Below are 13,865 nucleotides of genomic sequence, written 5' to 3'. Positions count from 1 at the left end.
TTATCTTTCTGGCTCCGCGGTTACGAATCGGCGAACATGTACGAGGGGAGTGATCGACCCGGCCATCCTGGGGGGAGTGCCGGCTGAGGTCACCCGCAACAACACTGGGGTCAGCGGCCCGGGTCGTCCTGGCGACCCGCGGCCGCTGCGGTGTTTCCGGCATCCGGTTCGTCGCGGACCATGAAGACTTCGACGAGTCCGCGCGCGGCGATGCCGAAGAGCGTCCACGATCCGGCGGGCAGCGGTGCACCCTCCTCGATCTCGTACATCGGGTGATCGAGGCCCTCGGCCGCGCGGACGGCGAAGCCCTCGCCCAGCGCCGCCATGGCCTCGGCGAAGTCCTGGACGGTGAAGGGGTCCCGCATCCGCAGACCGACGCGCGGCATGATCTCGGTGTAGAAGGCGGTGAAGTCCGCGATCGACTCCGCATGCCGCTCGGCACTCGCTTCGCGGAGTTCGGGCCAGCTGCCGGCCGCGGTCCGCAGAGCGAGCGCCGTGATGAACGCGTGCGAGTCGCGCGACTCCGGTTCGCGGTGGAACCGCGACGCGTACTCCACGTGATCCTGGGTCGTCGCGCGGAGGACGTCATCCATCGATCCATCGTCCTCGAGCACGCTCCGGGCGGCCCTCTCGGCGCTGGTCGACGGCGGCGCGAATCGCAGGCTCACCATCTCGATCGACAGGTCGCGATGGAAGTCGTCCTGATCCGCCCAGATGCGGTACGCCGCGCCCGTGGTCAGCCCGACGCTGCGCAGCACCTCCTGCAGGCGGATGTGCTGGACCCCGGCAGAAGCTCCGCGCTCGAGCAGCAGCTTCAACCCCGCGTCGAGGATGAGCTTGCGCGTCTCCTCGGCTGTACGCCTCCCCATGGACCCAGAATCCCAGGTGGCCGCCTGAAACGCCAAACCTTGCCCGCGATATCGACACGAATCGGCGCGTTGTGCTAGCGCGCGTCGTAGTCTGGCGCCATGGACTTCCTCTTCGTGATCGCGATGGCCGCCCTCGTGGCGATCGGCTTCTGCGCGTGGGCGTTCGTCCACTGGTACCGCAGATACACCGACCAGCGTGACGACCTTCTGCGTGCGGGTGATCCGGGTGTCGAGTCGACGCCGTACGAGGCCAGTCGACGTGCAGAGGGCAAGGCCGCCTGGACGCGCATCACCGGGATGTGATGGCGTGGCGGAGCAGATCACGCAGCAGCGGATCCTCGAGCACGTGCAGCGGCTCGGCGAGCTGTATCCGCCGATCTCACTCGATTCGGTGGACCGACAGGTGCACGACCCGCGGGCGGTGGCCGACAGATACGGCCACGTCGTGGACTACCTCGCCCGTGTCGAGCTCGAGGTCGATCGCAACGTTCTGGAGCTCCTCGTGCTGCTGCCGGACGTGCAGGAGGTCGACCGACTCTTCTACGCCGACGTGTGGCAGCCGCAGGAGATCCAGCACGGACTGATCCTCGATCGCCTGCAGCAGGATCTCGGCCGCCCGGCGACGACGCCCGAACTCGAGGTGTCGATGAAGATGAAGGTCATGGGTGCGCTCGCGCACCTGTCATCCATCCAGGACATCGCTCGCCTGCTGTACTACCTCACGGGTGCGAGCACGGAACGCCAGGCGGTGCTCGCCTACAACGTCATCAACGACGGGATGCGAGAGCTCGGCGAGACGGCGATCGCCGAGACCATCATCACGCCGATCAAACAGCAGGAGCCGGGCCACTTCGCGTTCTACCGGATGTCGGCGACGGCGATGATCCAGGCCGGCGAGCTGCGGCCGTGGCAGCGCTACCTCGCCCGCGTCCTGCGCGAGAAGACGTACAACCTCGTCGGCACGAACGGCCAGGACCGCTACCGCGCGCAGATGGGCGGCGTCGTCACGGCGCTCGGGTTCGCGACCGATCTCGAGAAGTACGCGCGTGAGGTCGGCCGCATCGAGGCGCAGCTGCTGTGGGCCGATCACCGGGGCATGGAGTTCCCGCCGTACGTCCTGTGGGCGCTCCGCGAGTCCATCGATCTCTACCGGGAACGCGGGTTCGACGCCGCCTGACGCTGCCCGTCGCCCGCCCCGGCATCCGCCTCTGTAAAGAATTATTGACATGGATGCCGGAGCCGTCGTACTCTTCACGTGTAAAGAATTCTAGACACGGAGGATGCCATGGTCTACGAGGAGCGCAACACCTGGGCGGGTCTCATCGTTCTGGTGATCGCCATCCCGATCTACGTCGTCGTCGTGCTGCAGCAGGCGGCGGGGGGTCCCCTCACCGACGTCGAGTGGTGGCCGATCATGCTGTGGACCATCGTCGCGAGCATCGTGGCGACCATCGTCGTCAGCATCGTGTGGGGAGTCCTCGCCGGCATGCGCGACCCCGGTGGCGTCGGAAAGTCCGACGAACGCGACCGCGACATCGCCCGCATGGGCAGTCGCGTGGGTCAGGCCTTCACTGTGATCGCCGCCGTCGGCGTCATCGTGCTGTGCGCGTTCGAGGTCGACTGGTTCTGGATCGCCAACACGATGTTCTTCGGCTTCGCGCTGTCGGCGTTCATCAGCGGCATCGCGAGCGTCATCGCGTACCGCCGGGGGCTCGTCTGATGGTGAAGCCCACCCGCGTCACCAACACCATCCGCGCGGTGCGCGAATCAGCGGGCATGACGCAGGCGGATCTCGCCGGTCGCATCGGCGTCACACGCCAGACCCTCATCGCGATCGAGCAGGGCAAGTACTCCCCGACGCTCGAGCTCGCGTTCCAGATCTCCCGCGTCTTCGGGGTGGGCCTCGACGACGTCTTCCACTACCCCGAGGAGCACGCATGACCATTCCGACCATCGCCGACACCATGATCGCCTGGCGCCAGCACGCCTACGGCGGCGCCGACACGGTCGTCGCCGAGACGATCCCCGTCCCACGACCGAAGAAGGGGGAGGTGCTCGTGCGCTTCGAGGCCGCGTCGATCAACTCGGGCGACATCCATCTCATGCGGGGCGAGCCGCGACTCGTCCGTCTCTTCTTCGGACTCCGTCGGCCGAGGGTGCGGGGGCGCGGCATGGACCTCGTGGGACGCGTCGTCGCCGTGGGCGACGGAGTGGATGCCCTCGCTCCCGGCGACCGGGTCGTGGGGGCGGCCGGCGAGACGCTCGCCGAGTACGTCGCCGTCAAGGCCTCTCGCGTGTCGCCCGTGCCCGACGGACTCGCCCCCGAGCTGGCGGCCTGCCTGCCGATCGCCGGCAACACCGCGGTGACGGTGCTCGACGCCTGCGGGGTGGGGTCGGGCTCGCGCGTCCTCGTGATCGGTGCGGGCGGGGGCGTCGGCACGCTCACGGTGCAGCTCGCCGCCGATCGCGGCGCCGAGGTGTGGGCCACGTGCGGAGCGCGCGCGGAGGCCCTCCTGCGCGAACTCGGGGCATCCCGCACCTTCGACTACCGCACTCTGGCGCTCTCGTCGCTGCCCGCCGGACACTTCGATGCCGTCGTCGACATCGCGGGCGAACCCCCGCTCGACACGCTGCGCGCGCTCCTCGCCGACGGGGGGACCGTCGCACTCGCCGGCGGCGACGGCGGCCGCCTCCTCGGGCCGATCCCGCGGATCATCAGGTCGCTGTTCGTCGCCCGGCCGGGTCGTCGATTCCGCTCCGTCACCGCCGTGACCAAGACCTCCGTGACGGCGGAACTGGTCGAACTAGCGGCCGCCGGCCGCCTCACCCCGGCGATCGAGCGCACCTTCGCCCTCGCCGAGGCCGGCGCCGCGCTCGCGCACGTCGAGTCCGGCCGGACGGTCGGCAAGGTCGTCGTCACCGCCGCGGGATCCTGACCTACGTGCGGCTCGGGCGCGCGCGGAAGTGCTAGCGTCTGGGATGCCCGCCGCGGCTCAACCGCGACGGCGATGTCATGGTGTGTCGCGCACAGGGAGGATTCGTTCGCACATGCGCCCTCTCCACCTCACTGTCGCCGTACTCACCTTCCACCGCGCCGATCAGCTCGTGGAAGGGCTGACGCCCATCATCGACCAGGTGCGTGGCCTGGCTGCGGCAGGGGGAGCGGTGTCGGCCGGCCGCGTGCTGGTCGTCGACAACGATCCCGCGGCGAGTGCGCGATCCGTGGTGACCTCGCTCGGTGCGCCGGACGTTGACTACGTCGTCGAACCGGCGCCGGGGATCGCCGCAGCCCGAGGTCGGGCGCTTCGGGAGGCTGACGCATCGGATCTCCTGATCTTCATCGACGACGATGAACGACCGCGCCCGGGGTGGCTGGCGACGCTCGTCGAGACATGGCTGCGCCACGAAAGCGCAGCCGTGGCCGGCCGTGTGGTGCCCGTCTTCTCCGAGCCGGTCCCCCCTTGGATCGAGGCCGGACGATTCTTCGTGCGCCGATCGATGCCGACTGGCACCGAGGTGAGCGCCGCAGCTGCAGGCAATCTGCTCCTCGACGTCGCTCAGCTGCGGAGTCTCGGCGTGGAGTTCGATGGCCGCCTGGGCCTCGGCGGCGGCGAGGACACTCTCCTCACCCGAACCCTCGTCGCCCGAGGTGGGCGGATCGTCTGGTGCGACGAATCCGTGGCGGAGGATCACGTGCCGGCCTCCCGTATGACGCGAGCCTGGGTGCTGCGACGCGCCTGGAGTCATGGCAACACCTCGGTCGTCGTCGATCTCATCCTCGGTGCATCGCGCGCGCAGCGGGCGCGGGTGCGGATCTCAGCGGCGGTCGGCGGCTGCGCGCGCGTCGTCGCGGGCGGCGTGCAAGCACTGATCGGCGCGGTTACCCGGTCCCGGTACCACTCGGCGCGGGGGCTCCGCGCCGTGTATCGCGGCGCGGGGATGGCCGTCGCCTCGATAGGTGTCACCTACCATGAGTACTCCCGCCCCGCCGCGAGCGCTTCTGCAACGGCACCTGCGGGTGGATCCGACGATACCGAGGACTGACGTGAGCACACTCCGACGATCGGTCGGTCGCTTCGTGAGGGAGCACAGCGCCGTGATCGGCTCAATCGTCTCCGTGACGACCGACGCGCGCGTCGTCGTCCTCACATACGACGACGGGCCGGACCCGGTGGCGACCCGTGCGATCCAGGACGAGCTCGAAGCGTCGGGAGCCACGGCGACGTTCTTCGTGCTCCTGACTCAAGCGCGTCGCCATGGCGATGTCGTCCGTGAGACCATCGCACGTGGGCATGAGGTCGCCCTGCACGGCATCGACCATCGATCCCTGGTCGACTTCCCGAGCGCCGAGGTCCGTCGACGGTGTGTCGATGGACGTGCCGAACTCGAGGACATCGCCGGTACGCGTGTCCGATGGCTCCGTCCGCCGTACGGACGTCAGACGCTGAGGACGTGGCGCGTTGTCCGATCGACGGGGCTCGAGCCCGTCATGTGGGGGCCGAGTCTGCGCGATTCCGTTCCGATGCCGCTGGACCGACGCATAGCAACGACCCTGACCTCGACGCAGAACGGTTCCATCCTCCTCGCGCATGACAGATTCGCGAACGCCGACGACGGGGCGGCCGATGGGGACGAACCGGACATCGACAGGCCTGGGTTGACTCGCGGTTTGCTCGAGGCGCTCTCCTCATCGAACCTTCAGGGGGTCTCACTCGATCGCGCTCTGCTCAACGGCGTGCCGCTCCGAGGGGCGTGGTTCGGTCGCTGACCCGCTCAGCGCGAGCCGGAGACGCGAAGGAGCGGGCACGATGGGCGGCGACGAGCGCGGCGCGCAGGGGCAACCCCACGACGAGGGCCACGCGGCCGGCGGCCGTGCGGTCGAGCGGCCCGAGCGCGCGCTTGCGCTCCCACGTGTCGCGCAGCCTGCCGCCGCGGCGGGCGAGAGGGGCCCGGTGCGGCAGAAGCCCCTCGCGGCGGCGCTCGACGTGCTCGGCGACGACGGCGGTCCAGTCGTCGTCGGCAGGGTCGTGCAGGTAGTTCTCGTGAATCCACGACGGATCGGGATGCCGGAACCGGCGGGCCGCGGCATCCACCAGGTCGCCGAGAAGTCCGCTGCCCTCGAAGACGACGTTGATGAGCTCGGGCGAGACGCCGAACGAGTCGATCGCCACGACCGGGACGCCACGGGCGACCGCCTCGATCGCGGCGGTCGAGCTCACCGTCACGAGTCCTCCGGCGGTGTCGAGCGCCGTCCGCATGGGCGCCGTCGAGATCACGAGGTTCGGCGGCAGTGGCGCGAACCGCTCGAGCAGCTCGGGGTAGGGATCGGACTCGGCGTGCGTCTGGTGCTCTCCGCTCTCGCCGCGCACCTTCACCACCACTCGGCGATCGGGATGCGCTCGCGCCGCGGCGAGCAGCATCGCCGCGATGCTCAGCCGATCTGCCCGTTCGAGGGGCACGAGCGCCTGCGCCGCGAACACGAGGTCGTCGCCTCTCGTCGCGCGGTGACGTCCTGCGAAGGGCAGGCTCGCGAGAGCGAACTTCTGGGGGACGTCCATGCGCTCGGCCAGCGCGTCGAACTCCCTGACCTCGCGATGGGAGTGCACGACGAAGACATCGCACTGGGCGCGATAGAGGATCGCCTTGCGCGTGGCGGGGATGGAGATGCCGGGAAGGCCGGTCACGACGACCGCGAACGGCGCGCGCTCGGCGACGGTGCGCGCGACGACGCGGGCGAGAGGTCCGCGCGCGGCGACGAGCACCGCGTCGGGCGGACGCGTCGAGAGCGCGTGCTCGAGCTCGTGGAAGGTCGCGCGGCGGGCGGTCGCGGCATCCAGTCCGCTCCCCGCCAGGGCTGAACGCAGCTGCGCGTCGCTCACGACAGCGGGAGTGTCGAGCACGATCAGCTCGACATCCCACTCCGCGGCAGCCGTTCCGAGCAGCGCGGCACCCCACTTCACGTACGAGTCGGTGTCGGCGACGCCGACGACCCGCAGCCGCGAGGTCGTCACGCCGGGACGCGCCGGAGCTTCGCCATCGCGGCCAGCTCGCCGTCGTAGACGCGCTTGACGCCGTCGCCGAGCGCCGACTCGATGATGCGGATGTCGCGCACGAGGTGCTGCAGGCCCGCGGGCTCGAGCGACGCGGCGTGGTCGGATCCCCACATCGTGCGGTCGAGCGTGATGTGGCGCTCGACCGCGACGGCGCCGAGCGCGACGGCGGCGAGCGAGACCTGCAGGCCGCGCTCGTGTCCCGAGTAGCCGACGGCGACGCCCGGGAACCGATCGCGCAGCGTCGGGATCATCCGCAGGTTCGCCTCGTCGGGCTCCATCGGGTAGGTGGACGTCGCGTGCATCAGCACGAGGCGGTCGGTGCCGAGCACATCGGTCGCGCGATCGATCTGCTCGATCGTCGACATGCCCGTCGAGAGGATGACGGGCTTGCCCGTGTCGCGCAGCGCCTGGAGGAGCCCCGTGTCGGTGAGGCACGCCGAGGCGACCTTGTGAGCGGAGACGCCGAGGTCCTCGAGGAACGCGACGCTCGGCTCGTCCCACGGCGAGGCGAACCACTCGAGGCCACGGAGCATCGCGTGATCGGAGACCTCGATGTACTCGTCGCGGTCGAACTCGACGCGGCGGCGGTAGTCGAGGTAGGACATCGTGCCCCACGGCGTCTCGCGCGGCATGTCGCGCATGTGCTCGGGGGTCGAGATCTCGGGCGTGCGCTTCTGGAACTTGACGGCGTCCGCGCCGGCATCCGCCGCGACGTCGATGAGCCGCTTCGCGAGCTCGACGTCGCCGTTGTGGTTGAGGCCGATCTCGGCGATGACGTAGACGGGGCGCCCGCCTCCGACGACCCGGGATCCGATGGTGACGGTCATGAGGGCGTCCTCTCGTGGGGAATGGATGCGGTTCTCTCGCGTGCGCGCAGCACGAGGTCGGCGAGTTCGCGCACGGCGCCTTCGCCGCCCCCGCACTCGAGCACCGCGCGCGCCGATGCCACGACGAGCGGATGCGCGTCGCACACCGCGACGGGCCAGCCGACGATCTCGAGGCAGCCGAGGTCGTTGACGTCGTTGCCGAGGTACGCGATCCGCGAGAGGGGGATGGATGCGGCATCCGCCCATGCCCGCAGGCTCGCGGCCTTGTCGTCGACCCCCTGCCGCACCTCGACCTGCAGCTTCGCCGCGCGAGCCGAGACGACCGGGTTCTTCTCGGTCGACAGGATCAGCACCGGAACACCGGCGCGGCGCAGGAGCGCTGTACCCATGCCATCGGAGCGGCTCACGCGCACGGCCTCCTCACCGTCTTCGGTGACGGTCACGGTGTCGTCGGTGTGGACGCCGTCGAAGTCGGTCACGACGGCGTCGACGTCGATCGGGGCGACCGCATCGAGGAGCGGCGCCATGGCCCGCGCGAGCGCGAGCTCGTCGTGGGTGTCGATCTCGATCGCGGTGCGCGCGGGCACTTCGGCGATGCCGATGCTGCCGAAGAAGCGGTGTCCGACCGCGCGGAAGGCCTTGGCGCGCATGACGTAGAACGCGCCGGTCTCGAGGAAGTGCGGTTCGCGGTCCTGTCGTCGCGGCCGGCGGGAGGCGTCGTGGTTGATCGCGGTCGCGGCGGCACCCGCTCCGCGGGACCACAGGAAGCCGTACGTCTCGACGGCCGAGAAGACGGTGTCCCGGCGGCGCGAGCGCACGAGCTGGACGGCTTCGCAGAGCGCCTCGGGGTCGATGAACGGCGATGTCGCCTGCAGGAACGCGAGGATGCCCACATCCACGCGCCGCTCCTCGAGCACATCGAGCGCGTGCAGCAGTGCGCTCTCGGACGACGCTTCGTCGCCGGCGAGGTCGGTGGGGCGCTGGACGACGTCGGCGCCCCACTCCCGTGCGACGTTCGCGATCTCGGTGTCGTCGGTCGAGACGACGACGCGATCGACCTCCGTGCACCGCTGGGCCGCGACGATCGCCCGGGCGACGAGGGCGATGCCGCCGACGCGACGCAGGTTCTTGCGCTCGATGCCCTTCGATCCGCCTCTGGCGGGGATGATCGCGACGACTTCGCTCATGATGCGACCCGCGTCCTCGTCCGGCCCGTTCGCACGACCGAGCCGGTGCCCGCGAGGACGAGGGGCAGGGTCGAGGTCGTGCTCGAGGGCAGCGTGAAGATCTCGAGGGGCACGCGCGTCCCGGCGAGCACGAGCTCGACCGGCAGATCGGAGTGTCCGATCGTCACTCCGGGCACGGCGGCGACCGCCTCGAGCTGCCGGTTCGTCTCACGCCGGTGCGGCAGGTACACCACCGGTCCGGCGGCCGCCGTCGCGGCGACCCACTGCAGGTACAGCGGCAGCGGCATCCGCCCGTCGACGGGTCGCGCGCTGCCGAGCGCGATCCGCGTCCTGGGGAGCGTGGGCGCCGGAGCGGAGCCGCGGGTCCACTCGAACGCGTGCGAGCGGATGCCGAAGCCGCGGTCGGCGAGGTCGTCGCTGCGCTGTGCGCCGAGGTCGAACGCCGTGAAGAGCTCGACGCGACCGCGGCGTGCCAGTCGCAGCACCTTCTCGAGCGCGAACGGGCGGAGAGTGGTGGTGAGACCGCGCTCCGCGACCCCCGGCCGCGCATAGGGGCGATGGCCGAGAAGGCTCGCGGCGAAGGCGATCGCGTTGGCGCCGTCATCCAGGAACGTGATCCGCTGCGGGCGCAGGACGGATGCCGCGAGCCGGAACTGACCCGAGAAGCCGTCGCCCACGACCCAGTGCCCGTGGCGCGACAGCAGCGACCAGGGGATGCCGACGTACGGCTCGAGTGCGCCGAACCGCGCGCCCCGGGCGAGGAGCTCATCGGCCGTCGCCGACATCTGGGCGGTCAGCCGGCCCGCGACGGGCACGCGTCGATCCTCGACCGCCGCCCACTCGGCGGCGCCGACGAGCTGCAGAGGCGATTCCACCCAGGCCAGCACGGCATCCTTGTCCACGGTCACACTCCTTTCCCACACCCTGCGCGGCGCACGTGTCGTCGGGTCGAGCAGAAAGCGACCGGAACGTGAACGGTGGGGGTCATCCGGAGGCGGCATGCGAGAATGGATGCCGGCGTGCCCGTGTCGCCGGCTCTGATCACCCGAGCACCGCCGGGCCCATGGACAGCGTCCGCCGCACTCTCGCGAGGAGATCCATGACTACGCCCGACACCGTCACCACCGGCGCCCCGACCCGCATCGCGCAGCACCGCACCTACCTGATGTGCCGCCCCGAGCACTTCACGGTGAGCTACACGATCAACCCGTGGATGGAGCCGGCCAACCCGACCGACACCGCCAAAGCCGTTGCGCAGTGGCAGAAGCTCTACGACGCCTACATCGAGCTCGGACACGAAGTCCACCTGATCGACCCGATCGCAGGTCTGCCCGACATGGTCTACACGGCCAACGGGGGCTTCCTCATCGACGGCACCGCGTACGGCGCGAAGTTCCGCTTCGCCGAGCGCGCGCCCGAGGGCCCCGCATTCATGGAGTGGTTCGCCGCGAACGGCTTCACCGTGGCCGAGCCGGTCGAGGTCAACGAGGGAGAGGGCGACTTCCTGCTCGTGGGCGACGTGATCCTCGCAGGCACGGGTTTCCGCTCGACCGGCGACAGCCACCGCGAGCTCGGCGAGATCTTCGGCAGGGAGGTCGTCTCGCTCACGCTCGTCGACCCGCGGTTCTACCACCTCGACACCGCGATCGCGGTGCTCGACCCCGTGCAGGGCGAGGGTGGAGTCGACAAGGCGAACATCGCCTATCTGCCCCACGCCTTCGACGAGGCGTCGCAGGAGGTCCTCGCCGAGCGCTTCCCCGAGGCCATCCGGGTGTCGGACGAAGACGGCGCCGTCTTCGGCCTGAACTCGTCGAGCGACGGCTACAACGTCATCATCTCGCCGCGCGCGAAGGGATTCGAGCAGCAGCTGCGCGAGCGGGGCTACAACCCGATCCTCGTCGACCTGTCCGAGCTCCTGCTCGGCGGCGGCGGCATCAAGTGCTGCACGCTGGAGCTGCGCCGATGACCACGCAGACGTACGTGCCGGATGCCGCGACCTCGGCGATCATCGAGTCCGAGTCCGAGCACGTCGCGCACAACTACCACCCGCTCCCCGTCGTCATCTCACGCGGTGAGGGAGCGTGGGTGACCGATGTCGAGGGCAAGCGCTACCTCGACCTGCTGTCGGCGTACTCCGCGCTCAACTTCGGGCACGGGCATCCCGCGATCCTCGCCGCCGCGCGCGAGCAGCTGGGTCATCTGACGCTCACGAGCCGCGCGTACCACAACGACCAGCTCGGCCCCTTCGCCGCGGCGCTCGCCGAGCTCTGCGGCAAAGACATGGTGCTGCCGATGAACACGGGCGCGGAGGCCGTCGAGACGGGCATCAAGGTCGCGCGGGCGTGGGGCTACCGCGTCAAGGGGATCACTCCGGATGCCGCGACCATCGTCGTGGCGGGCGGCAACTTCCACGGCCGCACGACGACGATCGTCGGGTTCAGCGACGACCCCGTCGCGCGGGAGGGCTTCGGACCGTTCACCCCCGGCTTCGTGCACGTGCCGTTCGGCGACGCCGACGCGATCGCCGCGGCGATCACGCCCGAGACGGCCGCCGTGCTCATCGAGCCGATCCAGGGCGAGGCCGGCGTCATCATCCCGCCCGACGGCTACCTCCGCGCCGTGCGCGAGATCTGCACGCGCGAGAACGTCCTGTTCATCGCCGACGAGATCCAGTCCGGCCTCGGCCGCGTCGGCGCGACCTTCGCGTGCGACCGTGCCGACGTCATCCCCGACGTGTACCTGCTCGGCAAGGCCCTCGGGGGCGGCATCCTGCCCCTCTCCGCCGTCGTCGCCGACCGCGAGATCCTCGGTGTCATCCAGCCCGGCGAGCACGGCTCGACCTTCGGCGGCAATCCTCTCGCCGCGGCGATCGGCCTGCGGGTCGTCGAGATGCTGCAGACAGGCGAGTTCCAGCGCCGCGGCGCGGCTCTCGGCGAGCACCTCGAGACGCGTCTGGCCGCCCTCGTGGACCACGGCGTCACGAGCTTCCGCGTCGCGGGCCTGTGGGCGGGCATCGACATCGACCCCGCGTACGGGACGGGCCGCGAGATCGCCGAGAAGCTCCTGGCCCGCGGCGTGCTCGCCAAGGACACCCACGGTCAGACGCTGCGCATCGCGCCGCCGCTGGTCGTGCGTGCGACCGAGCTCGACTGGGCCGTCGAGCAGCTCGCACTCGTGCTCAAGGGCTGACGCCTCTCGCCGAACCCACTCACGTTGGTCGAACCCCCACGGATTCGCGAGTGGGTTCGCGGAGAGCAGGCGGGTTCGCGATCGGGAGCGGCGCCCTACTCGAAGACGGTGATGAAGCGCTCGTGCCAGCCCGTCGCGCCGTCGGGGACGGGGTTCGCGCGGTCTTCCGTCTGGACCTCTCCGTCGGTGCTGATCGCGCGACAGCGCAGCAGGTGGTCGCCGGCGGTCGCTGTCCACGGCATGCTCCACTGCACCCACGTATCGTCCGAGATCGCAGCCGCCAGGCGCGCCGGCATCCATTCGCCCTCGTCGATCTGCACCTCGACGCCCGAGACGCCCACGTGCTGCTGCCACGCGACGCCGGCGATGACGGTGTCGCCGGCCTTGAGCCCCTGCGCCTTGCGGGGCACGTCGATGCGCGACTGCAGCTTGATGGGTCCGCGCTCCGACCAGCCGCGGTCCGTCCAGTACGCGCGGGCGCGATCGAACCGCGTGACCTCGAGCTCCGTCACCCACTTCGTCGCCGAGACGTAGCCGTAGAGGCCCGGCACGACCATCCGCACGGGGAAGCCGTGCTCGAGCGGCAACGGCTCGTCGTTCATGCCGATCGCGAGGATCGCGGCGCGACCGTCGTCGGTGAGCACCTCGAGGGGAGTGGATGCCGTGAAGCCGTCGATCGAGCGGGACAGCACCATGTCGGCGTCGGCCTGGGGGCTCACCCTCTCGAGCAGTGAGCGGATCGGGTAGCCCAGCCACTTCGCGTTGCCGATGAGGGTTCCGCCGACCTCGTTCGAGACGCACGCGAGGGTCGCCCAGCTCTCCTCGAGGGGGAGGGCGACCAGTTCGTCCCACGTCAGCACGATTTCGCGCTCGACCAACCCGTGGATGCGCAGGCTCCAGTCGCCGGGATCGATCTCGGGAACGAGGAGGGCCGTGTCGATCCGGTAGAACTGGTCGTTCGGCGTCACGACGCGCGCGAGACCGGGGATGTCGAGTTCGGCACCGGACGGCACGGGGGATGCCGCGACCGCCGGGGCCGGCAGGCGCAAGGCCGACCGGACGGCCTCGACCGCCGCGCCGCCCGCGCGACGCGCACTGGCGGCGATCGTCGCGAGCACGCCGACGCCGACGGCGACGCCGGTCACGGCGAAAAAGGCCCGCCGCGACGGCGCCGCGCCTTCGGCGACGACGGGTTCGCGGGGCTGCAGCATCCGGATCAGGCCCCACAGCGTCACGGCGGCGACCCCGCCGGCGATCGCGGCCGGCACCCACGCCAGCTGACCCGCGTCGGCGCGGGTCGTGGCGACGACGGCGCCGGCGATGCCGATGGCGGCGACGAGCACGACCCCCCACGGTGGGCGGCGCGCCTGCAGCCATCCCGCGAAGAAGGCGAGTCCGATCGCGACGATGCCGATCCCCACGAGGAGGGCGATCTTGTCGGCCGTGCCGAACAGGGCGATCGCGGTGTCCTTCGCCCACGACGGCGCCGCGTCGATGAGCGCGCCGCCGACGACGGCGAAAGGCCGCGACTCCGGGGCGATGAGCGCCCCCAGGAGCTCGCCGAGGCCCGCGCCCGCGGCGACGGAGGCGATGCCTGCGAGCCCTGCCAGAGGGACGGATGCGCGGCGCGAGGTCACGGTGTCAGAGTACGACCGCGGAGGCGTGGATGGGTCGATCGCGACGGATGCCCAGCAGACTCCACCGATCGAGTGCCGTGCGATCTGTGTGAAGATCATTCGT

At 70.5% G+C, this 13,865-nt stretch carries 15 protein-coding genes; 9 read left to right on the top strand and 6 right to left on the bottom strand.

Translation table 11 applies throughout. The annotated features are described in order from the left end of the window. Nucleotides 1-110: 110 nt before the first annotated feature. Complete coding sequence (locus ACTIFV_RS00735; RefSeq protein ID WP_439590889.1) at nt 111-869, bottom strand: hypothetical protein; 759 nt, start codon at nt 867-869, stop codon at nt 111-113. Nucleotides 870-968: 99 nt separating this feature from the next. Here ACTIFV_RS00735 and ACTIFV_RS00730 point away from each other — a divergent pair, with 99 nt between their 5' ends. The 7 genes from ACTIFV_RS00730 (at nt 969) to ACTIFV_RS00700 (ending at nt 5,637) form a co-directional block, all read left to right on the top strand. Next, the gene (locus ACTIFV_RS00730) at nt 969-1,172 is read left to right on the top strand and encodes a hypothetical protein (RefSeq protein ID WP_439590888.1); all 204 of its coding nucleotides are present in this window, start codon (nt 969-971) and stop codon (nt 1,170-1,172) included. Between the two features lie 4 nt (nt 1,173-1,176). Then, nucleotides 1,177-2,046: a GTP-binding protein LepA gene (locus tag ACTIFV_RS00725; protein WP_439590887.1), complete on the top strand. Its 870-nt coding sequence runs from the start codon at nt 1,177-1,179 to the stop codon at nt 2,044-2,046. Between the two features lie 108 nt (nt 2,047-2,154). Continuing rightward, the gene (locus ACTIFV_RS00720; protein ID WP_439590886.1) at nt 2,155-2,589 is read left to right on the top strand and encodes a hypothetical protein; all 435 of its coding nucleotides are present in this window, start codon (nt 2,155-2,157) and stop codon (nt 2,587-2,589) included. Further along, the gene (locus ACTIFV_RS00715; protein WP_439590885.1) at nt 2,589-2,810 is read left to right on the top strand and encodes a helix-turn-helix transcriptional regulator; all 222 of its coding nucleotides are present in this window, start codon (nt 2,589-2,591) and stop codon (nt 2,808-2,810) included. Before ACTIFV_RS00720 ends, ACTIFV_RS00715 begins: the two co-directional genes overlap by 1 nt. Continuing rightward, a complete protein-coding gene (locus tag ACTIFV_RS00710; RefSeq protein ID WP_439590884.1) occupies nt 2,807-3,805 on the top strand; it encodes an NAD(P)-dependent alcohol dehydrogenase in 999 nt (332 codons plus the stop codon). Before ACTIFV_RS00715 ends, ACTIFV_RS00710 begins: the two co-directional genes overlap by 4 nt. A gap of 112 nt (nt 3,806-3,917) precedes the next feature. Next, nucleotides 3,918-4,913: a glycosyltransferase family 2 protein gene (locus ACTIFV_RS00705; protein WP_439590883.1), complete on the top strand. Its 996-nt coding sequence runs from the start codon at nt 3,918-3,920 to the stop codon at nt 4,911-4,913. Nucleotide 4,914: 1 nt separating this feature from the next. Then, nucleotides 4,915-5,637: a polysaccharide deacetylase family protein gene (locus ACTIFV_RS00700; protein WP_439590882.1), complete on the top strand. Its 723-nt coding sequence runs from the start codon at nt 4,915-4,917 to the stop codon at nt 5,635-5,637. Here the strand turns inward: ACTIFV_RS00700 and ACTIFV_RS00695 are convergent. Genes ACTIFV_RS00695 through ACTIFV_RS00680 form a run of 4 tightly spaced genes read right to left on the bottom strand, consistent with a single transcriptional unit; the run spans nt 5,597 to nt 9,838 of the window. Next, on the bottom strand, nt 5,597-6,880 hold the full coding sequence (locus ACTIFV_RS00695; protein ID WP_439590881.1) for a DUF6716 putative glycosyltransferase: 1,284 nt from the start codon (nt 6,878-6,880) through the stop codon (nt 5,597-5,599). The two genes, ACTIFV_RS00700 and ACTIFV_RS00695, sit on opposite strands and share 41 nt — an antisense overlap. Beyond that, the gene (locus ACTIFV_RS00690) at nt 6,877-7,749 is read right to left on the bottom strand and encodes an N-acetylneuraminate synthase family protein (RefSeq protein WP_439590880.1); all 873 of its coding nucleotides are present in this window, start codon (nt 7,747-7,749) and stop codon (nt 6,877-6,879) included. The genes ACTIFV_RS00695 and ACTIFV_RS00690 overlap by 4 nt, the downstream gene beginning before the upstream one ends. Further along, nucleotides 7,746-8,936: a cytidylyltransferase domain-containing protein gene (locus ACTIFV_RS00685; RefSeq protein WP_439590879.1), complete on the bottom strand. Its 1,191-nt coding sequence runs from the start codon at nt 8,934-8,936 to the stop codon at nt 7,746-7,748. The genes ACTIFV_RS00690 and ACTIFV_RS00685 overlap by 4 nt, the downstream gene beginning before the upstream one ends. Continuing rightward, nucleotides 8,933-9,838, bottom strand: coding sequence for a hypothetical protein (locus ACTIFV_RS00680; RefSeq protein ID WP_439590878.1), 906 nt, complete (start codon nt 9,836-9,838; stop codon nt 8,933-8,935). The genes ACTIFV_RS00685 and ACTIFV_RS00680 overlap by 4 nt, the downstream gene beginning before the upstream one ends. Before the next feature lie 197 nt (nt 9,839-10,035). Here ACTIFV_RS00680 and ddaH point away from each other — a divergent pair, with 197 nt between their 5' ends. Together ddaH and rocD are read left to right on the top strand one after the other, a co-directional pair. Then, nucleotides 10,036-10,902, top strand: a complete 867-nt coding sequence (ddaH, locus tag ACTIFV_RS00675; protein WP_439590877.1) for a dimethylargininase — start codon at nt 10,036-10,038, stop codon at nt 10,900-10,902. Then, nucleotides 10,899-12,125, top strand: a complete 1,227-nt coding sequence (rocD, locus tag ACTIFV_RS00670; RefSeq protein WP_439590876.1) for an ornithine--oxo-acid transaminase — start codon at nt 10,899-10,901, stop codon at nt 12,123-12,125. Before ddaH ends, rocD begins: the two co-directional genes overlap by 4 nt. Before the next feature lie 95 nt (nt 12,126-12,220). On the opposite strand, the gene ACTIFV_RS00665 is transcribed toward rocD, so the two are convergent. After that, on the bottom strand, nt 12,221-13,762 hold the full coding sequence (locus tag ACTIFV_RS00665; protein WP_439590875.1) for a molybdopterin-dependent oxidoreductase: 1,542 nt from the start codon (nt 13,760-13,762) through the stop codon (nt 12,221-12,223). Nucleotides 13,763-13,865 lie beyond the last annotated feature (103 nt).

This window comes from Microbacterium sp., from assembly GCF_051860965.1.
GTDB lineage: Bacteria > Actinomycetota > Actinomycetes > Actinomycetales > Microbacteriaceae > Microbacterium.
The sequence above is the reverse complement of the archived record's forward strand: the minus strand, read 5'-3'. Positions and strand labels throughout refer to the sequence as shown.

Excerpts from the sequence above, each read along its gene's own strand:
- ACTIFV_RS00735 (WP_439590889.1), bottom strand. The coding sequence starts at position 869 with ATGGGGAGGCGTACAGCCGAGGAGACGCGCAAGCTCATCCTCGACGCG.
- ACTIFV_RS00730 (WP_439590888.1), top strand. The coding sequence starts at position 969 with ATGGACTTCCTCTTCGTGATCGCGATGGCCGCCCTCGTGGCGATCGGC.
- ACTIFV_RS00720 (WP_439590886.1), top strand. The coding sequence starts at position 2,155 with ATGGTCTACGAGGAGCGCAACACCTGGGCGGGTCTCATCGTTCTGGTG.
- ACTIFV_RS00715 (WP_439590885.1), top strand. The coding sequence starts at position 2,589 with ATGGTGAAGCCCACCCGCGTCACCAACACCATCCGCGCGGTGCGCGAA.
- ACTIFV_RS00710 (WP_439590884.1), top strand. The coding sequence starts at position 2,807 with ATGACCATTCCGACCATCGCCGACACCATGATCGCCTGGCGCCAGCAC.
- ACTIFV_RS00705 (WP_439590883.1), top strand. The coding sequence starts at position 3,918 with ATGCGCCCTCTCCACCTCACTGTCGCCGTACTCACCTTCCACCGCGCC.
- ACTIFV_RS00690 (WP_439590880.1), bottom strand. The coding sequence starts at position 7,749 with ATGACCGTCACCATCGGATCCCGGGTCGTCGGAGGCGGGCGCCCCGTC.
- ACTIFV_RS00685 (WP_439590879.1), bottom strand. The coding sequence starts at position 8,936 with ATGAGCGAAGTCGTCGCGATCATCCCCGCCAGAGGCGGATCGAAGGGC.
- ddaH (WP_439590877.1), top strand. The coding sequence starts at position 10,036 with ATGACTACGCCCGACACCGTCACCACCGGCGCCCCGACCCGCATCGCG.
- rocD (WP_439590876.1), top strand. The coding sequence starts at position 10,899 with ATGACCACGCAGACGTACGTGCCGGATGCCGCGACCTCGGCGATCATC.